This is a genomic window from Mesorhizobium sp. WSM4849, from assembly GCF_055811385.1.
The window spans coordinates 198,853-218,405 of record NZ_JBVVPW010000005.1 but is presented as its reverse complement, the minus strand read 5'-3'; the positions used below and the strand labels follow the sequence as shown (position 1 = coordinate 218,405).

Below are 19,553 nucleotides of genomic sequence, written 5' to 3'. Positions count from 1 at the left end.
CGCGTTACGCTCCCCTCATGGACTTGTTGCGCCACAAGAAGATGGCTGCGGGACGCGGCTTTCTCGACGACCAGTTCCTGATTGCCATGCCCGGCATGAAGGACGACCGCTTCACGCGCTCCGTCATCTACATTTGCGCGCACAGCGACGAAGGCGCGATGGGCCTGGTCATCAACCAGACGCAGCAGATGCTGTTTCCGGATCTGCTCGTGCAGCTCGGCATCATGAACGAACAGGAGGCGATCCGCTTGCCCGCCCAGGCCCGCGACTTCGTCGTGCGCAACGGCGGACCCGTGGATCGCAGCCGCGGCTTCGTCCTGCATTCGGGCGACTACCGGGTGGAATCGTCGCTGGCCGTCTCCGAAGACATTTGCCTGACCGCGACCGTCGACATATTGCGCGCCATTTCGTCGGGCCGTGGGCCCCGGCATGCGCTGATGGCGCTCGGCTATTCGGGCTGGGGCGCCGGTCAGCTGGAAAGCGAAATCGCCGAGAACGGTTGGTTGACCTGCCCGGCAAATGCGGAGCTTCTGTTCGATACCGACATCGAGCGCAAATACGACCGGATTCTCGCTTCGATCGGCATCGACCTCGCGCATCTCAGCCTGGCGGCCGGGCACGCCTAATGCATGTCGCGCAAAAGTGTGCAGCGGTTTTGCGATAGCGACATGCATAAAACAACAACCTAAAGCGCGTCGCGTGAGGCCGATCAAACGCGACGCGCTTTAGTGGTGAAAACCCGATACCTGGCTGGCTACCGCTGCAGTGTCATCGCCAGCCGTTTGCCCAAATCGTAGACGAGATTCTCGATACCGGCTGTCCAGGACAGGTCAGCCTGTTTCACGCGGGTTTCGACATCGCTGTATTTGCCGATGCGGGCTTCCAGGAAGGAGCGCATGCGCTGGTGAAACTGGCCGACGGTGAGCTGATTTCCCTCGGCCTTGAAGATGGCAGTATTGAAGCGCGCCGCCTTGGGGAAGATTTTGCTGGCCGTGGCATTGGGCTTCTCTTCGGCATTCGACAGGAGTGTTGCTGCCCCGTTTGTGCCAAGGAAATGGGGGAGGTAAAGATCCCTTTCGTCCATAGCCTTCTCGAGACGGGCTTCGATGCGTTCCTTGGCCGCGAGAAGGTTCTTGGCCGCCAGTGCTGCCGACAGATAGGGATCGCGCCTGAATTCAAGGATGCGCTCTTCTTCGGCCTTGTCGTCGACGAAATGGTGTTCGCGCTTGCCCTCGGGGCGGATCCGGATCAGTTCCGCTTCGTCGCCCAGGCCGAACTCTGCACCGTACTTCTTCACCGCCTCGAGCCATGTCTGGTCGAGGAACTGCATAAGACCAAGTGCCGACCCTTTAGGCGGGCGGTTGTTGATGTCGAAGGAGGATTCCTTCTCGGCGATCGCGAAAAGGGTGTCGGCTGGAAATTGGGTGTCCTTGGCGGCACGCAGAATCTCGGTGGCAATGTACTGCGACACCTTGTATTCGCCGAACTCGTGCACCGACATCCCGATGACGATCTGTTCCGCGCCTTCGGAAAGGATGGAGACGGTGCCCTTCAACGCGTCGACCAGTGTGCCTTCTCCCTTGCGTCGGGAGGTCGATATGGTGCCCGGATCGATGATGTCGAACTCGGACGCGGCCGAGGGGAAACTCAAAGCGGAGTACGGAACAGCAGTGGCAACTGCGGCTTCGGTCACTCCGTTGACCAAAACTCCCGAATAGACCGGCCATGGCATGGCTGCCACTGTCGCCGCCAGCCCAAGCCCCGCGATCCTTTTCGACAAAGGCCGTCCGCCCGAAAGGAGGACGCCTCCGCAAGCAAAGAATTCAATTGTCCTTTGGAGTGACGCCAGGTCCCCCTCCGTTCCTTGTCTAGCCGCCCAGATATTCTGGGGCAGATCTATTTCCAACGTTGAGCCGTCAACGTCGAAAAAGACAAGAAGAACGGTCGGTGCTTCATTTAGCTAGTCATGGATAATGGCGGCACAATGGCCACAGTGCGGCAAAATAATTCGAAATGTAAAGCAAGCTGATTTTAATCGAGGGCTGCGTAGCCGATGCGTTGCTTGTGAAGCCTCTCGATTGCGGGCAGAAATTTCCCTGAGGTGGTCTGCGCTCGACCGCAGCGGGGCAATCCCTTCGGTTCTCGAACGGAAGATTGTGCATGAGCAGCCATTCTCGGCGCAATACTCGATCGAACGAGTTCTCCGTTGGTGAGAGTCATTTAGCCTTTGGCTGTCGCCAGATTGGTGCTGAGCTCGAAGGCCAGTCCCGACCCAATGGTGTATGGCTGCAGCACGGGCGCACTCTCGCTCACGATCGCCTCCACGACGCGCTTGCGTTCCTGATCGCCCATTTCCTTGGCTAAGGAACTCATCCCGACCAGCGCCATCGTATTCAAATGCAGGAAAGGTGCGCCTTCCCCGAGATGGATGGTGCGCGAAACAATCCTCGATCGGACCTCGTGGAAGCCGGCGTCTCGCAGCAGCGCCTCAAGTGGAGCCGCTTCCCCGAAGCTGTACCGTTGATCGGCGATGGCGCCCAGATGGCGCTCCGCGACGCGGCGCAATTCGCGAAAGAACGGGATTTCGTCGTCTGGGCGCCACGTGGCGATCGCCAGCCTGCCACCCTTCGCCAGCGCGCGACGCATCTGCGCCGCCGCCGCGGGTTTGTCAGGAAAGAACTGCAGTCCTTGCTGGCAGACGACCACGTCGAACATCTCACCGTTACGCAGAGGCAGCTCGCCGGCATTGCCCTGGCGCCAGTCAATGGCTGGTTCTATACCCCGCGCCACGGCAAGCATGTCGGGGCTGATGTCGATGCCGACGATATATCCGGCTTCACCGAGCCGCTCTTTTGCAACGCGCGCCACTATTCCTGTTCCGCAAGCGATATCGAGTACGCGATCGCCCGAAGACAATTCCAGCTCGTCAAGAGCCATCTCGGCCCATGGACGGAAGAGAGGGCCGACGAGCCACCGCTCGTACATCTCCGGGAAACTTGCCTGGTTCATTGCGTAGCTGGGCAAGGTCATGATTGTCCTCCCTCAAATTTCCATCCGGCCATTGTGAGCCTTCACCCGCGCTCCTTGGGCGAGCGCGATTCCAACGAAGCAAGAAAGTTGCAGTCGTTCCGAAGAAAAAGAAAATGCTAATATTTTGTCGCGCCGATGCATGGCTGTCATCGGGAAAGGGCGAATCCATGCAGATGCACGAAATCCGCTACTTCCTGGCAGCGTCGCTGCTGCGTGACCCAGCCGGCGCTGACCCGCGCTATCCAGAAGCTTGAGGCAGAGCTTGGAGGCATCTCTTCCACCGCGAGCAAAGCCATGTCCATCTCACCGCCTTTAGGCGTCTCATACAGCCACATCGCCCAAAATGCGCAGCGATCGAGTGTCGGCAGGTCCTGAATACGGTCGGTACCGGCCGGAGGAACACCAGGGCGGCGCAGACGCATCTCAAACCAGCAGTAGCTCAAGCCTCAGCAATAAACGCCTAGCCTGGCCAATCGAACGTCTGGGCAGCTCGGACCATTGCCGCCGTCGCCGGGCTATAGGGCCGGCCCGGAACGCTAGCCAGGGACACCGTGCGTGCCACCGCTGGTTCGATCAGCGGACGCTGCAAAAGTTCAGGCGATGTCACCGAATATTCAGGCATGAAGGCGAAGCCGATCCGCGCCAGCACCATTGATTGGATCCAATCCTCGCGCTCGGAACGAAAGCGGGCATAAAGGCTGACGTTTCTTTCCCGGCACACACCCATTACCAAGTCCCGCATTTCGCAGGACAGACGATCGACATAGGATTCTTGAGAGAGATCGACCAACTTGATTGCATTGAGGCTCGCAAGCCGGTGATCCGGCGCGAATACGACGACGTAGCGCTCACTGTAGAGATCATGGACGCGGAACGCCGCTCCCAATCCCTCCAGCGGATTGAGAACGGCAAGATCGAGATCGCCTTGCTCAAGCCTGTTTTTCAGTTCCTGAACGCTCGCCTCGCTGACTTCGAGCTCGACGCCATGATAATCGCGCTGGAACTTTGCGAGGAACCGGGCGAGCTTCACATGGCCGATGGTCGACATGACGCCGAGGCGGATCGGCACCTGGTTGAGCAGCCTGAAATTGTCGGCAAGCGTTCTGGTTGCGTGGGCCTCCTGCATGATCTGCTGAAGATGCGGCAGAATGGAGCGTCCGAACTCACTCAGGAGGACGCGCTTTCCCTCGCGGTGGAACAAGGGCGCGCCAAGCTCATCCTCGAGCGTCTTGACCGCTTTGGTGAGCGCCGGCTGAGACACGTTGCAATCGGTGGCGGCCTTGGTGAAGTTCAGCATCTTCGCGGCGGCAAGTACGTAGCGGACCTGAAACATCTCCATGGCGAGCCCTCCCGAGGCGGTTCCACGAAACCACATTGTAATCCTTTCATCGATAACTGTCGGCTATCGATCGATAGAAAAAATGTCGTTCTCTTTCGACCGCCACTGCATTCAACTCCTGTGGTCACTGTTCACAGGAGGAGATCTGGAAATGACTGTCTACATGGTGGAACGCGACCTCAAGGGCATCAGCATGGAAGCTCTGGGAGGTGCGCAGAAGGCGGCGATCAGCAAAGCCGCCGAGATGACCTCCAACGGCACCGACATCAGCTATCTGCGCTCGACCTTCGCACCGGAGGACGGCCGCTGCATGTGCCTGTTTGACGCTGCCTCCGATACCGACGTGAAGCGTCTAAACGACGATGCGGGGCTGCCCTATCACAGGATCGTACCAGCGCTCGATCTTACCCCATAAGGCCAGCACGACCGGGCTCGTGATCATCCGGGCCCGGTGTTCTTGCGGGTCATGCGCAGCGCGCCAGGCTGATCATTTGGAACGACGGAAAGACCAGGACGTTCTTGCTGTATCCGCTAGCCCACAGGTCTAACGCTTGCTGTTCGCAGGAGTCGGAGGCGCACCATGTTTGGCAACTCGGGCATCATTGCTCTGCCTCGCCCGCTTGAGCGCCGCGTGGATACTCTTGCGCAGTCGTTCATGCGCCAGCGGCTCGGATCGCAGATGGACTTCTCGACCCCGGAAGGCGAGCCGGCGCTGTTAGCGCCCAACTCGGTATCCTGGCGTATTTTCAAGAACCCTGTTGCGCTGTTCATCGGCGGGGTTACGGCGGTGCTGCTCGAATTGGCAGAGCCGCGAGTTCGCGACGCCATTTGGCAGCACAGCACATTCCGCTCGCAGGCGCTCCGACGATTACAGCGTACCGGCCTCGCTGCCTTGGTTACGGTCTATGGCCCTCGAACCAAGGCTAAGGCCATGATTGAAGGTGTGGTCAGGATGCATGGGCGCGTTTCGGGTCGAACCAGCGAAGGTGAGCCATACCACGCCACCGACCCGGAGTTGCTGGACTGGGTGCAAGCGACGGCCGGGTTTGGTTTCATGGAGGCGTATCACGTCTATGTGCATCGTCTGTATTTTTTCGAACGGGACGCAATGTCTGCTGAGGCTCGCCCCGTCGCGCTTCTCTATGGTGCGGCCGGGGCGCCCACGTCGCAGGCCGAGCTTTACGCGCTGTTCGACGTGATGCGGCAAAGACTCGTCCCGTCGCCGATCGTCTTGGAATTCCTGCAGATCATGGAAGACGTTCCCGCCTTGCCGGGAGTGGCTCGACCGCTTCAGCGGCCATTTCTGAAGGCGGCAGTCGAGATCCTACCCCGCTGGGTGCGCACACGCTTGGCACTCGGCGACCGCTGGACGTTGAAGCCGTGGGAGCGTGCTTTTGTGAAGACGACGGCTGCAATCTGCGAGAGCATCGTCCTCCCTTCATCCCCGGCCGTTCAATCGTGCCGTCGCCTCGGCCTTTCCGAGAACTATCTCTATCGCCGACGTTAATTCAGGCTTTCCAACATTGATGGAGCCGCGCCGCGGGTAGCAAATTAGTTTTCGATACCGCGTGACCAAAACGGGTTACTCGCAACCTCCGAGCGCCCGGAGGCGGACCCCTAGCATGTCACCCAAAGTGCGCAGCAATTTTGGGACAACGACTTGCACGAAATCAAGCCCGAGTCAGCGGATACTGTTCCTTCAGCGTCTTCAGCACCTGATCGCCGGGCATAGGCGCGCCGAACATGAAGCTCTGCACATACTCGCAGCCCATCTGGCGCAGTTCGAGCGCGTCGCTTTCATCCGAAATGCCCTCCGCCACGACCGAAAGGCCGAGTTCATGCGCCATGTTGACCATGGATTTGAGCAGCACCGCGCGTTTCGGTGTCGCGTCGTCGACGAAGCTCTTGTCGATCTTGATCGTGTCGAAGGGGAAGCGCGTCAGATAGGCCAGCGATGAGTAGCCGGTGCCGAAATCGTCCAGCGACAGGCCGATACCAAGCTTCTTCAGCTTGTTCAGCACATGGGCCGTCTGCTCGGGATTGTCCATCACCAGCGATTCGGTGAGTTCGAGCCGGAAGCAGCGCGGCTTCAGATTGGCCCGCGCGATTACCGAGCGGACGTCGCTGACCAGATCGCGGCGGATGAGCTGGCGGCTGGACAGGTTGACCGAAACCGACAGCGGCGCGTCGCCGATCTGCTTTTGCCATCCGGCCAGATCTTCGGCGGCCTGTTGCATGGCGAACAAGCCAAGCTGCACGATCAGGCCGCAGCTCTCGGCGACCGGGATGAAATCGCCCGGCGGGATCATGCCGCGGCGCGGATGGTCCCAGCGCAAAAGCGCCTCGAAGCCGGCAACGCTGCCGTCTTCGAGCCGCACGATGGGCTGGTAAGCGAGTGTGAATTCGCGCCGATCGATGGCGCGGCGCAGGTCGGACTCGAACTGCAGCCGGTCGGTGCCGACGGTGCGGAAGGCGGGGCGGAACGGCTCGATCCTGTCGCCGCCGAAACGCTTGGCCTGGTGCATGGCAAGCTCGGCATCCTTGACCATGTCCTCGGCCGAACTCTGCGCCGAGGTCCAGGTGACCAGCCCGATCGAGGCGGTCAGCACGATCTCGCGCTTGGCAAAGGTGATCGGATTGTTGATCGCATGCTTGATGGCGTCGGCAACTGCTGCGATGCGGGCCGGGTCCTGTTCGGAAAGCAGCATCAGTGCGAACTGGTCGCCGGCAAAGCGTGACAGCGAATCCTTCGGCTTGAGCAGCCGGTGCAGCCGGCGCGCAATGGTCAGCAGGATGGTATCGCCGGCCGAGATGCCGAGCCCGTCATTAACCTGCTTGAACCGGTCGATGTCGATGACGAAGACGGTCGGACGCACCTTCTCTTCGGTGCGCGCGATCGAGATGATCGCCTCCAGCCGGTTCATCAGCAATTCCCGGTTCGGCAGGCCGGTCAGATTGTCGTGCACGGCATCGTGCAGCAGCCTCTCCTCGGACTTTTTCTGCTCCGTCACGTCGACCATGGTGCCGACGCACCGGATGACCTCGCCGTCCGATCCGATCACCGGCCGGGCGCGCAGCGAAAACCAGTGATAGTGCCCATCGGCACCGCGCAGGCGGAAATTCTGCGACACCCGGCCGCGCCGGTGTTCGAGCACCACGTCGAGCGTTGTGCGGAACGTGTCGCGATCATCGGCATGCAGCACCGGCAGCCAGTTGCGGGCGGCGCCGCCCAGGCTGTCGGGCGCAAGGCCAAGCTGGATGCTGACATCCGGCTTGGTGACGACGCGGTCGCGCATCACGTCCCAGTCCCAAACCGTGTCGCCCGATCCGGCGACGGCCAGCGCCTGTCGTTCGAGATCGGAGAACAGGCCCTGATGCAGCGCGCCGCCGGCAAAGGCGTGCTGCATGACGGTGAAGCCGATCAGTAGGATGATGAGGATCAGCCCGCCGCCCAATGCCGGCTGGGCGATGTCGTTGTCGAGCATGCCGGTGATCGCCATCCACGACCCGCATAGCCACAACAGGACCATGACCCAACTGGGCACCAGCATGATGGCACGGTCGTAGCCGCGTATGCCGAGGAAGATGATCAGGCCGAGGCCGGTCAGCGCGGTGGCGGCGAAGGACAGCCTGGCGATGCCGGCGGCGACCGCCGGATCGACGATTGCAACGCCTGCGATCAGTACCAGCCCCAGAATCCAGACCAGCGCGCCGTAGCTGAAATGGCCGTGCCATCGGTTGAGGTTGAGATAGGCGAACAGGAACACCACGAAGGTCGCCGCAAGCGCCACCTCCGTTCCGGCTCGCCACATCTGCTCGTTGCCGGGCGATATTTCCAAAACCTTGTTGAGAAAGCCGAAATCAATGCAGATATAGGCGAGCACCGCCCAGGCGAGTGCTGCGGTTGCCGGGAACATCGAGGTCCCCTTGACGACGAAAAGGATGGTCAGGAACAGCGCCAGAAGGCCGGCGATGCCGATTACGATACCGCGAAACAGCGTGTAGGAGTTGACCGAGTCCTTGTAGGATTCCGGATCCCATAGATAGACCTGCGGCAGTTTGGGCGAGGCAAGTTCGGCAATGAAGGTGATCACCGTTCCGGGGTTCAGCGTCACCCGAAACACATCGGCGTCGGGGCTGGTCTGGCGGTCGAGCGCGAAGCCCTCGCTGGGTGTGATCGCGGCAATGCGGGTCGAGCCGAGATCCGGCCAGAAGATGCCGGAATTCACCAGCCGGAAATGAGGTGCGACGATCAGCCTGTCGAGCTGCTGATCGGTGGTGTTGGCAAGCGCGAACACTGCCCAGTCACCGGTCGAGCGCGCATCATTGGCCTCGACCTCGATGCGCCGCACGATGCCGTCCGGGCCCGGAGCGGTCGACACCTGAAAGTTCTCGCCCTGGTTGCGGTAGATTTCGACGGCGCCCGAAAGATCGAGCGCCACGTCGTCGCGGGCGATCTTGATCGGCTCGACGGCGAAGGCCGAGGACGCCGCGCAGAGCACGACGATTGCCGTCAGCACAAAGGCGAACAACGACCCGATTCGCAGGAAATTCGTCAAAAATCAGTCCTTCGTTCCCGCGCCCGGCGGATCGTCTTCGATCCGGGCGTAGAGGTAGTGGTCCTGCCAGATGCCATTGATCCTGAGATAGGATCGCAGAAGTCCTTCGCGCCGGAATCCGGCTTTTTCAAGCACGCGGATCGACCGGGCGTTGTCGGGAATACAGGCCGCTTCGATCCGGTGCAACCTCAGCGTATCGAAGGCGAAGCGCGTCACCACCTTGACCGCGTCGGTCATCAGGCCACGGCCGCCGTAGCGCTCGCCGATCCAGTAGCCGATATGACCGCTTTGTGCGACGCCGTGGCGGATGTTGCCGAGGGTGATTCCACCGACAAGCTTGCCGTTGCCTTTCTCGAAGATGAAGAAGGCTATGGCCGTTCCCTGCGCATAGTCTTCGCGATAGCGGCTGAGGCGATGCCGCCAGGCCGTGCGGTCGAGCTCGTCGGGGTTCCACCGCGGCTCCCACGGCTCCAGGAAGGCGCGGCTTTCCCCGCGCAGCACCGACCATTCACGATAGTCATTGGTCAGCGGCACGCGCAGCGTGACCCGGTCACCCTTCAGTGCCGGCAGGTCACGGCGAAAGAAAGGGAGCGCGAACATGACGCTTTGATGGACTTAGCCGGCGAGCTTTCGGGCCGTGGTCTGCGTGCCCGATAGCGATTCGAGGACCGCCTCATAGGGAGCGAGCGTACCCACCGGTCCGACGGCAGTCAGCGTCGGCTTGGTCGAAAACAGCCGTGACGACAGGTCCGTCAGCCGCTCGACCGTCAGCGCCGACAGCCGTTCCATCAGCTCTTCCTTTGCGATCGGCCGGCCGAACAGAAGCATTTGCCGGGCGATCTGCGAGGCACGGCTGGCCGGGCTCTCGGCGGACATGATCAGGCCTGCGCGGTACTGGGCGCGTGCCCGGTCGAGTTCCTCCTGCAGGATGCTCTCGCCGGCCATCTGCAACTCGTCGATAACCACCGGCACCAGTTCGGCGATGTCGCTCTGCCCGGTCGCGGCATGGACGCCGAATATGCCGGTGTCGGAAAAGCCCCAGTGGAAGGCATAGACCGAATAGCAAAGCCCGCGCTTTTCGCGGACCTCCTGGAAAAGACGCGACGACATGCCGCCGCCAAGGATCATCGACAGGACCTGCGAGGCGTAGAAGTCGCGTACATGATAGGCGCGGCCCTCGAACCCCAGCACGATCTGCGCGTCCATCAGGTCGCGGTCCTCGCGGAAATCGCCGCCGACATATTGCGCAAACTGCGGCATCGTGTTGTCGGACTTGCTGCGGAAACCGCCGAGATGCTTCTCGACCTCGCGCACGAAATTGTCGTGCTTGATGTCGCCGGCGGCGACGACCACCATGCGCTCGGCGCCATATTGCCGTTCGATGAATTTGTGCAATTGCTTCGAGGTGAAGGATTTGACGGTTTCCGGCGTGCCGAGGATGGAGCGGCCGATCGTCTGGTGGCGGAAAGCCGTCTCGGTGAAGCGGTCGAAGACGATATCGTCGGGCGTATCGTGAGCGGCGCCGATCTCCTGCAGGATCACATGCTGCTCGCGCTCCAGCTCCTGCGGGTCGAACTCGGATTCCTGCAGGATGTCGGAGAGGATATCGACGGCCAGGGGCACATCGTCGCTCAGCACCCTGGCATAATAGGAGGTGGTCTCGACACTGGTGGCGGCATTGATCTCGCCGCCGACATCCTCGATTTCCGAGGCGATCTCGAAGGCGCTTCGCCTTCTGGTTCCCTTGAACGCCATATGTTCAAGCAAGTGGGCCATTCCGTGCTCTTCGCTACGCTCGTTGCGGGCCCCTGATTTGACCCAGGCACCAAGAGCGACGGATTCGAGGCTTGGAAGGGTTTCGGTGGCGACTGTCAGGCCGTTCGACAGACGGCTTACCTCAACACCCATAAAGCAAATACTCCCTAACTTGCCGCCCGCGTGTGGCGGCTAACATAATCTTCCACCATTTTCAGGTCGGATGGAAGTACCGTGTATTTTTCCTCTGATGTCATCAACCCGCCTAGCCATGCGGGCAGGGCAGGCGACACGCCGCTGGCGGCTTCGACGGCGGCCGGGAACTTTGCCGGATGGGCGGTGCCCAGCACGACCATCGGGACGGCACTGGTGGCCTTCGCAACCGCAACATGCATGGCCGCGGCCGTGTGCGGGTCGAGCAGATACTCGCTGGCTGCGAGCGTCGAGCGGATCGTAGCGGCGACTTCGTCCATGGTCGAACGACCGGCATCGAATTCGGAGCGGACCCTGGCAATCTCGCCGGCTTCGATGATGAAGGCTCCGGACTGCTTGAGACCGTTCATGTAGCGCCGCACGGTCGAGGCGTCGCGGCCGGCCGCCTCGAACAGCAAGCGCTCGAAATTCGAAGAGACCTGGATGTCCATCGACGGCGACGTGGTCGAAAAGACGCCTTTCGTGCGGTATTCGCCGCTCGACAGCGTGCGCGCCAGAATGTCGTTGTCGTTGGTCGCGATGACCAGCCGCTCGATCGGCAGCCCCATCTTCTTGGCGGCGTAGCCGGCGAAGATGTCGCCGAAATTGCCGGTCGGCACCGTGAAGGAGACCGGCCGGTCGGGCGCGCCGAGCGACAGCGCCGACGAGAAGTAATAGACGATCTGGGCCATGATGCGGGCCCAGTTGATCGAATTGACCCCGGACAGCGACACCCGGTCGCGAAAACCGTGATCGTTGAACATGTCCTTCACCAGGCCCTGGCAGTCATCGAAATTGCCTTCGACCGCCAGTGCATGGACATTTGCGGCGATGGACGTCGTCATTTGCCGCTGCTGCACCGGCGAGACCCGGCCGTGCGGGAAAAGGACGAAGATGTCGGTGCGATTGCGCCCGGCGAAGGCATCGATGGCGGCCCCGCCGGTATCGCCGGACGTGGCGCCGACAATGGTGGCGCGCTGGCCGCGTTCGGCAAGCACATGGTCCATCAGCCGGGCGAGAAGCTGCATGGCCACGTCCTTGAAGGCAAGTGTGGGGCCATGGAAGAGTTCCAGAACGAACATGTTCGAGCCGGTCTGCACCAGCGGGCAGACCGCCTCGTGACGGAACGTCGCATAAGCTTCGCGCACCAGGCGTTCGAACACCGGCATCGCGATCTCGCCGCCGAGAAACGGCGACAGCACGCGGATGGCGAGGTCGGGATAGGCAAGGCCGCGCATCGCGCGGATCTGTGCCGCCGAAAACTGCGGCCAGATATCAGGCACATAAAGACCGCCATCGCGCGCCAAGCCCGCGAGCACCGCGTCGGAAAATCCAAGCACGGGCGCTTCCCCGCGGGTACTCACATATTGCATCGTCATGTTCCATTGCTGCCGGGCGGTCCGTCCGCGGCAAAGTGGTTAATTTCCGTAGTTGCTCAGTCGCATTTTTGCCGCGCGGTTGATATACGTCACCCGCTTTGCGAGAGGGAAGTGCAGTTCATGGCGTTTCATTCATCCAACGGTCGTTTCGTCGCGGGTCTGGCGCTCACCGGCTTTATGCTTACCGCCGCCGGCTGCCAATCAGGCGGCAGTAGCATGCTGGGCTTCGGAAAGAAGGACACGACACCGCCACCACCGCCGGACCCCAAGATTCTCGCCAGCCAGTTGCTGGCCTATTGTCCGAAAGTGACGCTGCGCGACGGCACCGCCTTCTTCAATACCTATGCCAAAGGCAACCAAAAGCCTAAGAAAAAAGCCGCCGCTCAGGACGCCGAAGCTGCTGCGCTTGAAGTGAGCAGCGATCAGCAGGACGATTCCGCGAAGATCATCTACCAGGCTTCGATCACCGACGTGACCCGCGACTGCAACCGTGCCAACGGCTCGCTGACGATGAAGATCGCCGTCGCCGGCAAGGTCGTTCCGGGACCGATGTTCAGCCCGGGCACCATCACCATGCCGATCCGTATCGCTGTGATGCACGGCACCGAGGTCCTTTACTCGCAGCTTCACCAACATCAGGTCCAGGTTACCAATCCCTCCAGTGCCACTCAGTTCGTCTTCACCGACTCGAACGTTGTCGTTCCCGAGCCGACCGCGAAGGATTATCAGGCGTTCGCCGGCTATGACGAAGGCCCGCCGAAGAAGACCGACAAGAAGATTGCCGCGGCCGAATAGCCGCGGCTTTGGAGCTGCGCGTCCATTTGGACGCCTGTCTCACGCATCCGCCGACCACTCCGACAGGGCGGCGATCACGCTTTTCAGTTCCGCCCAGCGGCGGATGACCGTTTCGGCGCCGGCCTCGGTCAGCGCGTCGGCATGCCCGGGATAGCTGTGCGCCGCTCCGGTGAAGCCGATCACACGCATGCCGGCTGTCCTGGCGCCGGTCACGCCATGCACGGAATCCTCGATGACGAAGGTGTTCGCCGGATCGGCCTGGAGCTTTGCCGCGGCAAAGAGAAACACGTCTGGGGCCGGCTTGGATTTTCCGCTCGGTGTTTCCAGAGAGGAAAAAATCCGGCCGCTGAAAAACGGCAGCAGATGCACCTTCTCCAGCATGAACTCGATCCGCTCGGTGCGCGAATTCGAGCAGATGCAGCGCGGCGCAGTCACCGCGGCGACCGCTTCGTGCACCCCGTCGACGGCGCGCACGTCGCTGCGCAGCCGGCGGTCGACCAGGTCTTCGGCACGATCGATCAGCGAGGCCTGGAACGGGACGCGGGATTTTTCCTCGACCCGCATCATGATGTCCTTGAAGGTCAGCCCGGCATAGGTTTCGGAAACCTCCTCGGCCGATATCTCGTAACCGGCCGACGTCAAAAGCTCGGCTTCGATGCGCGCGGCGATGATTTCGGAATCGACGAGCACGCCGTCGCAATCGAAGATGACAAGGTCTGGCTGAGGCATGGCGATCCGGAAAGCGGGAGGGAGGCGGCTGGGACGGTTCAGGCGGCGCGGCATACACCAACAGGCCGATCTTCGCAAATTACCTGGGGTCCGAACCAGGCCTTCACCGAATATTTACGCTGATCGGTAACCATAACAGGGAGTAAACAGTAACGCGTGCTTTGGGTGTAACAATGTCTGCCGTGCGTCTTCTCGACGAGCTTTCCCACGCTCCCCAGCAATCTGAATGGCTGGATACGATCCTGAAGGGCGATTGTGTCGCCGCGCTCGACCGGCTGCCGGAAAAATCCATCGACGTGATCTTTGCCGATCCGCCCTACAATCTGCAACTCGACGGCGATCTGCACCGGCCCGACCATTCCAAGGTCGATGCCGTCGACGACGACTGGGACCAGTTCGCGAGTTTTGAGGTCTACGACGCCTTCACCCGGGCCTGGCTGCTGGCGGCGCGCCGCGTGCTGAAGCCCAACGGCACCATCTGGGTCATCGGCTCCTACCACAACATTTTCAGGGTCGGCGCCAAGATGCAGGATCTGGGGTTCTGGATCCTCAACGATGTCGTCTGGCGCAAGACCAATCCGATGCCGAATTTCCGCGGCCGCCGCTTTCAGAACGCCCATGAGACGATGATCTGGGCCTCGCGCGACCAAAAGGGCAAGGGCTACACCTTCAACTATGAAGCGCTGAAGGCGTCGAATGACGACATCCAGATGCGTTCCGACTGGCTGTTTCCGATCTGCACCGGCGGCGAGCGCCTGAAGAACGAAAATGGCGACAAGCTGCATCCGACGCAGAAGCCCGAAGCGCTGCTCGCCCGCATCATGATGGCCTCGACGAAGCCCGGAGATATCGTGCTCGATCCCTTCTTCGGTTCCGGCACCACCGGCGCCGTGGCCAAGCGCCTCGGCCGCCATTTCGTCGGCATCGAGCGCGAGCAGGCCTATATCGACGCCGCCAACGAGCGCATCGATGCAGTTCGGCCGCTGGACGGCGCTGCTCTTACCGTGCTTACCGGCAAGCGCGCCGAGCCGCGCGTTGCTTTCGTCAGCCTCATCGACACCGGGCTGATGCTGCCGGGCGCCACGCTCTACGACGCCAAGAAGCGCTGGGCGGCCAGGGTGCGCGCCGACGGCACCGTGGCCGTCGGCGACAGCGCCGGATCGATCCACAAGATCGGCGCGGAAGTGCAGGGGCTGGATGCCTGCAACGGCTGGACCTTCTGGCACTATGAGCGCAGCGGCGGCCTGACCCCGATCGACGAGCTTCGCCGCATCGCCCGTCTCGGCATGGAGCGGGCAGGGGCCTGATAGCCGTCAGCCCCTTCTTCCAGAATAATTTCGTTCAAATCGCCTTCGGCCATCAAGGTGAGCTGATTGTGAAAACGGGACAGTCCCGAATAGTCGGTGCGAAGCTGAATACGCGCAAATTCGACTGCATCGGCTTCTTCAGCGACCTCGATTCGAAATGCCAGATGCCCAACGCTATCCGTTGGGAAAACAGAGATGTTTAACAAGCCTGGTGACTTCAGCGAAAGCATCGCTCGCTCAAGGGGGTATGCTTTCAGCGACGTCATGAATTCGCTTATTTCGTTGATTGTGAAATACACGACGCCGTGGCCACGAAAGTTACCCTGCACGATATCAACATCGAGCATTGGCCAGTACGGGTCGTAGGTTAAGACAATCCTGCCCATAACGTAGCGGTCAGAACGCGACGTCGTAACGCTTGAGGTCCGCCTCGAGCGTCTTTGCGTCGGTGAACAGCACCGACTGCCAGCCGGCGGCCTTGGCGCCGTCGACATTCTTCTGGCTGTCGTCGATGAACAGCGTGGCCGCGGGCTCGAGGCCGAACGCGGCGACGTGATGGTCGTAAATGCCGCGATCCGGCTTGATCATGCCGATCTCGCCCGAAATGGTCACACCGCGCGGGCGGTTGAGAAAGTCGAAACGCTGCCGGGCTTCGGCAAGCGTGTCGGCCGCAAAATTGGTCAGCATGGTGACGTCGTGGCCGCTCTCGATCAGCTTGCCCATGAGCTGGACGCTGTCGTCATAAGCGTGCGGCACCATCTCGTGCCAGAGGCGGCGGAAGTTGCGGATGTTTTCGGCGTGGTCCGGGTGTTCGGCGATCAGCAACGCCTCGGCCTCTTCCCAGCTGCGGCCGCGGTCCTGCTCGATGTTCCAGTCATGCGTGCAGACATTGTCGAAAAACCACTTTCTCTCCTCGGCATCCGGAATGATACGGCTGAACGGCAGGTTCGGATCGTAGTGGATCAGCACTCTGCCGATGTCGAAAACGATGTGGCGGATTTCGGTCATTCTTGTCCTCGTTCAACGCAATTCAATGCGGGGCGATGTAGGCTATTCAATGTGCACGCTGCTTCTTCGTCGCGCCCGGTATCGCTGCTTCGATTACCTTTTTCATGACGGTGGGCAGTGCTTCGCCGGAAATTTCATGCGCCGGCGACCAGAAATGCCCCGCTGGGGCGGCGACAGCGGTCATCGCTTTGAAGACGTCGAGTTCGAGCGCGAAATGGGTGAAGACATGGCCAATTTTCCCGGCTGGCCGCCAGTTGCCGGGGAAGGGCGCCGCCGCCGCTGTGGTGGCGCCGTCGATCCGCGCGGTCCAGCCGGTCGTCGGCGTTGCTAGCAGGTAGCGAATGCTCCTTCCGCGTTTGCGGAACGCTAGGAACCGATCCGCAGCGGCTAGTTAGCGCGAGCCGCAACTTGTGTTTTAGAGCGTTCTACTGCGTGGCTCTTGCACAGACTGTGAGAAGACGCTGGTGCTGATTGCAACCAACCATTCTGCGCTTCAAACCTCGGGCGATGACTCGAAACCGGAGTTCGAGATTCAGCGCCGCCGTGAGCCTGACGTGGCACAGCCACGTTCCAAGCGGCCATGCTCCTGGCTTCGGTGTGTCGCGAAAGTGGGCGCGCCGAGCCGGCTTGTCCTTCGCCAAGTCAACGTTCGTCTCTACCTTGCTACTAGCAAAGTTGAGCTGCGTTGAGACCGGCAGCATCCCTTCCCCTTCAGCTTCGAGGACTTTTCCGCTAGAGAGTTGATGACGTCTCGTAAACGCGCAACTTAGGCGAAGTGAAAGGACCGACCTATCACGTCGGATTGAAAATGAGTGGCCCACAATCCCGGACCGTCCTAGCAGTCCATCCACATTGGAAGGGAACCCTGAAGTTATCATCTGTGGACGATCAAATAGAGCACGAAGGCGGAGGTCGTGGGATTTATAGTCTTTCGAGCGGAAAACTAATTGTGAATTGGAACGAGTACGGTCAAGAGACATTTGTAGAAATAGGAGGATTATTTGTCAATGAAACATTACTGCGTGATGCCTATCAAAAATTGATCCAAGAAAATGAGATTCCGGCGACAATATTTCAAACATGGAAATCTAAGATATCTTTTCCAAATAGCTTTAAGATGTGGAGGGAAACGTTCGCGCAACTCAACCCCTCCTTCGAAATGGTGTTGTGGGACGATGACGATAATCGCGAATTTATTAAGTCAGAATTTCCATGGTTTTATGAATTCTATATGAGATATCCGGGAGAGATATATCGGGCTGATGTTGTGCGATATTTCTTTCTATACAGATATGGGGGTATATATGCCGATCTCGACGTTGAATGTTTGCGGTCACTCGACGGGTTACGAAGGGAGGGCGACGTCATTCTCGGTCAAATGGGAACCGATCCTGATCATTCAATTCCCAACGCGATAATGGCGTCCAAACCGAAGGAAGAATTTTGGTTGCTGGTCATTTGGATAATGCTGCAGATTAAAGAAATTCAACGTTCCCCCGAATATGTTACCGGTCCCGTGATACTGAAATCTGCGGTCGATCTGTATCAAGCAAAGAATACAATTCTTTCGAAAACCGCTATTTCGACAATGGTGGCGAAGCTGCCATTGAATTTAAAACCACAACAACGTCGAACAAATATTTCTATACTTCCGGCAAAGAGATTATATCCTCTAGATTGGTCAGATTCTGTTCACCAAATTATTAGACGTAGGGTATTGTCAGGAAGTTACCTATCAACAAACGAAAAAAATGAACTTTTCCCGGATGCGTGGATGACCACGTACTGGTCGCATAGTTGGTAACCCGGAATCGATAGGGCTGCTTGTTAGAACTACCTTGGCAGGTTCATAGACGGCTCCTTCGAACCTATACAGGCAGTGCGCACATCGCTTGGGCGGCAGAGCAGATTGTCAAGTTCTGCAAGAAATGGCGTGGCATTCTGCGGTGACGTTGGCGTGTCCGCCGCGCGGCCCCATGTTAGACTAGCTAGACCGAGGCGCGCAACGTACAATCGACAAGTCCACCCGGAAAATCCAACGTTTTACGGCCAGACCCTCGGCCAATCCCGGAAATCAAACCTAAATCATCAGACGCAGATTTATGAATAATACAAAAGAGCAATTTTCGAAGATCTATATAGAGCATGCGTGGGGCGGCACGTCAAAAAGCGGGCCGGGCTCAGACCCGGAGGTGCTGCAGACATATTCAGAATTGCTCGTCGATTATATAAAAAGGAAAGGTATCCGTTCGGTGGTGGACGTGGGGTGCGGTGATTGGGCATTGGGGAGAACACTTGACTGGACAGGCGTGGATTATACCGGTGTCGATATTGTACCGGAGCTTATTGAGAAGCTAAACGATGCCTATGGTTCAAGTAATGTTCGTTTCGCTTGTTTGGATTTATTGTCAGATCCGTTGCCAACCGCAGATTTGTGCGTGATCAAAGATGTTTTACAGCACCTCTCGAATGATTCGGTAAATGCGTTCCTGGCGAAGCTTCAGAAACAGTTTAAGGCTTCCCTAATAACAAACGATATCACTCACACGGGACAGGGCGGCTGGCGAGTTAGATGGAGAGCGTATGAAGGCAAAGCAAACAGCGATATCTCAAATGGTGGGTATCGTCCGTTGAGATTGACGGAAGAACCTTTTAATCTAAACGCGAAGCGTTTGGCGACCATTCCGCTGCAGTTCAAACGCGCGGTTTTCGGGCATCCAGGCACGGTGAAGGAGACAAAGGAGGTTTTGTTGTGGCTTCGTCGCAAGAGCGACGGATGACCCAGCATGAACCGGCGAGACGAGCAAGTCGATGACATCTCAGCTGCAGAACTGACCTGGCTCAACCCGCCACCGCATCATGCTTTCGGCGACAGCTCCGTCATGTGCGGACCGGCAAGGAGACCGATTTCTGGCGCGAGACTTTTTATGCCTTCTGGCGTGACAATGGCCACTTCCTCTACCGGCAGGTCGAGGGAGATTTCAGCGCCGAGGTCACCGTCAAGGGGGACTACAAGGTGCTCTACGACCAGGCCGGTTTGATGGTCCGGCTGAGCGAGACGCATTGGGTCAAGGACGGCATCGAGTTCACCGACGGGCTCGCCTATTTTTCCGTCGTCGTCACCAACGATGCCTCCGACTGGTCGTTGGTCAGCATCCCCGCCGGACCGGACGGCGTCAGGATCCGGCTGACCCGCCATGCCGAGACAATCCGTGTTCAGTATCTCGATGCCTCCGACCATCGCTGGAAGCCGGTGCGGCTCGCCTACTTCCCGCCCTCGAAAACAATCGATGTCGGCATGATGTGCTGTTCGCCGCAACGTGAAGGTTTCGAAGTCACATCCAGCGATTTTTCGGTCGGCCCGGCGATATCGAGGGAACTCCATGACTGACGCGTGCTGTCAGCCGATCGGAGCGCCGTTTTCACAGCAGTATCGTTCCGACAGCCGATTGCGGTCGAA

Annotated in this window: 18 protein-coding genes and 2 pseudogenes; 8 read left to right on the top strand and 12 right to left on the bottom strand. The window is 59.7% G+C overall.

What is annotated here, in order from left to right; all coding sequences use genetic code 11:
• The first annotated feature begins 17 nt into the window (after window positions 1–17).
• Entirely contained in the window at window positions 18–626 is a 609-nt protein-coding gene (locus AC0L3L_RS07500) for a YqgE/AlgH family protein (RefSeq protein WP_473487616.1), read from the top strand.
• 128 nt (window positions 627–754) lie between these two features.
• On the opposite strand, the gene AC0L3L_RS07495 is transcribed toward AC0L3L_RS07500, so the two are convergent.
• The 4 genes from AC0L3L_RS07495 to AC0L3L_RS07480 all read right to left on the bottom strand — a co-directional run bounded on the left by AC0L3L_RS07495 (window position 755) and on the right by AC0L3L_RS07480 (window position 4,369).
• Window positions 755–1,780: a transglycosylase SLT domain-containing protein gene (locus AC0L3L_RS07495; RefSeq protein ID WP_473637121.1), complete on the bottom strand. Its 1,026-nt coding sequence runs from the start codon at window positions 1,778–1,780 to the stop codon at window positions 755–757.
• A 440-nt stretch (window positions 1,781–2,220) separates the two neighbouring features.
• The gene (locus AC0L3L_RS07490) at window positions 2,221–3,030 is read right to left on the bottom strand and encodes a class I SAM-dependent methyltransferase (RefSeq protein ID WP_473528646.1); all 810 of its coding nucleotides are present in this window, start codon (window positions 3,028–3,030) and stop codon (window positions 2,221–2,223) included.
• Window positions 3,031–3,176: 146 nt separating this feature from the next.
• Entirely contained in the window at window positions 3,177–3,473 is a 297-nt protein-coding gene (locus AC0L3L_RS07485; protein WP_473528645.1) for a hypothetical protein, read from the bottom strand.
• 17 nt (window positions 3,474–3,490) lie between these two features.
• Entirely contained in the window at window positions 3,491–4,369 is an 879-nt protein-coding gene (locus AC0L3L_RS07480) for a LysR family transcriptional regulator (protein ID WP_473528644.1), read from the bottom strand.
• A 151-nt stretch (window positions 4,370–4,520) separates the two neighbouring features.
• Here AC0L3L_RS07480 and AC0L3L_RS07475 point away from each other — a divergent pair, with 151 nt between their 5' ends.
• Both AC0L3L_RS07475 and AC0L3L_RS07470 read left to right on the top strand, forming a co-directional pair.
• Entirely contained in the window at window positions 4,521–4,784 is a 264-nt protein-coding gene (locus AC0L3L_RS07475) for a DUF4242 domain-containing protein (protein WP_292180858.1), read from the top strand.
• 165 nt (window positions 4,785–4,949) lie between these two features.
• Window positions 4,950–5,876: an oxygenase MpaB family protein gene (locus tag AC0L3L_RS07470; protein WP_473637120.1), complete on the top strand. Its 927-nt coding sequence runs from the start codon at window positions 4,950–4,952 to the stop codon at window positions 5,874–5,876.
• 163 nt (window positions 5,877–6,039) lie between these two features.
• Here AC0L3L_RS07470 and AC0L3L_RS07465 read toward each other — a convergent pair whose 3' ends face one another.
• From AC0L3L_RS07465 to thrC, 4 genes are read right to left on the bottom strand one after another with little or no spacing between them, the layout of a single operon-like run.
• Entirely contained in the window at window positions 6,040–8,928 is a 2,889-nt protein-coding gene (locus AC0L3L_RS07465; protein ID WP_473487611.1) for an EAL domain-containing protein, read from the bottom strand.
• Window positions 8,929–8,931: 3 nt separating this feature from the next.
• Complete coding sequence (locus AC0L3L_RS07460; protein WP_473487610.1) at window positions 8,932–9,528, bottom strand: GNAT family N-acetyltransferase; 597 nt, start codon at window positions 9,526–9,528, stop codon at window positions 8,932–8,934.
• 15 nt (window positions 9,529–9,543) lie between these two features.
• The gene (locus AC0L3L_RS07455; RefSeq protein WP_473637119.1) at window positions 9,544–10,836 is read right to left on the bottom strand and encodes a M16 family metallopeptidase; all 1,293 of its coding nucleotides are present in this window, start codon (window positions 10,834–10,836) and stop codon (window positions 9,544–9,546) included.
• 14 nt (window positions 10,837–10,850) lie between these two features.
• The gene (gene thrC / locus AC0L3L_RS07450; protein ID WP_473637118.1) at window positions 10,851–12,248 is read right to left on the bottom strand and encodes a threonine synthase; all 1,398 of its coding nucleotides are present in this window, start codon (window positions 12,246–12,248) and stop codon (window positions 10,851–10,853) included.
• 126 nt (window positions 12,249–12,374) lie between these two features.
• Between thrC and AC0L3L_RS07445 the strand changes: the two genes are divergently transcribed.
• Window positions 12,375–13,049 carry a hypothetical protein gene (locus tag AC0L3L_RS07445; RefSeq protein WP_473487686.1) on the top strand — a complete coding sequence of 225 codons (675 nt, stop codon included), beginning with the start codon at window positions 12,375–12,377 and terminating at the stop codon, window positions 13,047–13,049.
• A gap of 39 nt (window positions 13,050–13,088) precedes the next feature.
• Here AC0L3L_RS07445 and AC0L3L_RS07440 read toward each other — a convergent pair whose 3' ends face one another.
• Window positions 13,089–13,778 (bottom strand): HAD family hydrolase, encoded by a 690-nt coding sequence (locus tag AC0L3L_RS07440; protein WP_473487608.1) that lies wholly within the window; start codon window positions 13,776–13,778, stop codon window positions 13,089–13,091.
• A 173-nt stretch (window positions 13,779–13,951) separates the two neighbouring features.
• Between AC0L3L_RS07440 and AC0L3L_RS07435 the strand changes: the two genes are divergently transcribed.
• Entirely contained in the window at window positions 13,952–15,085 is a 1,134-nt protein-coding gene (locus AC0L3L_RS07435) for a DNA methyltransferase (protein WP_473637117.1), read from the top strand.
• On the opposite strand, the gene AC0L3L_RS07430 is transcribed toward AC0L3L_RS07435, so the two are convergent.
• The 3 genes and pseudogenes from AC0L3L_RS07430 to AC0L3L_RS07420 form a co-directional block, all read right to left on the bottom strand.
• Window positions 15,004–15,471: a hypothetical protein gene (locus tag AC0L3L_RS07430; RefSeq protein ID WP_473637116.1), complete on the bottom strand. Its 468-nt coding sequence runs from the start codon at window positions 15,469–15,471 to the stop codon at window positions 15,004–15,006. The genes AC0L3L_RS07435 and AC0L3L_RS07430 overlap by 82 nt on opposite strands.
• Window positions 15,472–15,481: 10 nt before the next feature.
• Window positions 15,482–16,093, bottom strand: coding sequence for an HAD family hydrolase (locus tag AC0L3L_RS07425; protein ID WP_473637115.1), 612 nt, complete (start codon window positions 16,091–16,093; stop codon window positions 15,482–15,484).
• 46 nt (window positions 16,094–16,139) lie between these two features.
• Window positions 16,140–16,415, bottom strand: a pseudogene (locus tag AC0L3L_RS07420) (NUDIX domain-containing protein); the annotation flags it as partial.
• A gap of 558 nt (window positions 16,416–16,973) precedes the next feature.
• Between AC0L3L_RS07420 and AC0L3L_RS07415 the strand changes: the two are divergent.
• The 3 genes and pseudogenes from AC0L3L_RS07415 (at window position 16,974) to AC0L3L_RS07405 (ending at window position 19,484) form a co-directional block, all read left to right on the top strand.
• Window positions 16,974–17,897 carry a glycosyltransferase family 32 protein gene (locus AC0L3L_RS07415; protein ID WP_473637114.1) on the top strand — a complete coding sequence of 308 codons (924 nt, stop codon included), beginning with the start codon at window positions 16,974–16,976 and terminating at the stop codon, window positions 17,895–17,897.
• 298 nt (window positions 17,898–18,195) lie between these two features.
• Window positions 18,196–18,873: a class I SAM-dependent methyltransferase gene (locus tag AC0L3L_RS07410; RefSeq protein ID WP_473637113.1), complete on the top strand. Its 678-nt coding sequence runs from the start codon at window positions 18,196–18,198 to the stop codon at window positions 18,871–18,873.
• A 6-nt stretch (window positions 18,874–18,879) separates the two neighbouring features.
• Window positions 18,880–19,484 (top strand): annotated as a pseudogene (locus AC0L3L_RS07405) (DUF1349 domain-containing protein).
• The last annotated feature ends 69 nt before the right edge of the window (window positions 19,485–19,553 follow it).

Excerpts from the sequence above, each read along its gene's own strand:
- AC0L3L_RS07430 (WP_473637116.1), bottom strand. The coding sequence starts at position 15,471 with ATGGGCAGGATTGTCTTAACCTACGACCCGTACTGGCCAATGCTCGAT.
- AC0L3L_RS07425 (WP_473637115.1), bottom strand. The coding sequence starts at position 16,093 with ATGACCGAAATCCGCCACATCGTTTTCGACATCGGCAGAGTGCTGATC.
- AC0L3L_RS07410 (WP_473637113.1), top strand. The coding sequence starts at position 18,196 with ATGAATAATACAAAAGAGCAATTTTCGAAGATCTATATAGAGCATGCG.
- AC0L3L_RS07435 (WP_473637117.1), top strand. The coding sequence starts at position 13,952 with ATGTCTGCCGTGCGTCTTCTCGACGAGCTTTCCCACGCTCCCCAGCAA.
- AC0L3L_RS07470 (WP_473637120.1), top strand. The coding sequence starts at position 4,950 with ATGTTTGGCAACTCGGGCATCATTGCTCTGCCTCGCCCGCTTGAGCGC.
- AC0L3L_RS07445 (WP_473487686.1), top strand. The coding sequence starts at position 12,375 with ATGGCGTTTCATTCATCCAACGGTCGTTTCGTCGCGGGTCTGGCGCTC.
- AC0L3L_RS07440 (WP_473487608.1), bottom strand. The coding sequence starts at position 13,778 with ATGCCTCAGCCAGACCTTGTCATCTTCGATTGCGACGGCGTGCTCGTC.
- AC0L3L_RS07490 (WP_473528646.1), bottom strand. The coding sequence starts at position 3,030 with ATGACCTTGCCCAGCTACGCAATGAACCAGGCAAGTTTCCCGGAGATG.
- AC0L3L_RS07460 (WP_473487610.1), bottom strand. The coding sequence starts at position 9,528 with ATGTTCGCGCTCCCTTTCTTTCGCCGTGACCTGCCGGCACTGAAGGGT.
- thrC (WP_473637118.1), bottom strand. The coding sequence starts at position 12,248 with ATGCAATATGTGAGTACCCGCGGGGAAGCGCCCGTGCTTGGATTTTCC.
- AC0L3L_RS07475 (WP_292180858.1), top strand. The coding sequence starts at position 4,521 with ATGACTGTCTACATGGTGGAACGCGACCTCAAGGGCATCAGCATGGAA.
- AC0L3L_RS07500 (WP_473487616.1), top strand. The coding sequence starts at position 18 with ATGGACTTGTTGCGCCACAAGAAGATGGCTGCGGGACGCGGCTTTCTC.
- AC0L3L_RS07455 (WP_473637119.1), bottom strand. The coding sequence starts at position 10,836 with ATGGGTGTTGAGGTAAGCCGTCTGTCGAACGGCCTGACAGTCGCCACC.
- AC0L3L_RS07480 (WP_473528644.1), bottom strand. The coding sequence starts at position 4,369 with ATGGAGATGTTTCAGGTCCGCTACGTACTTGCCGCCGCGAAGATGCTG.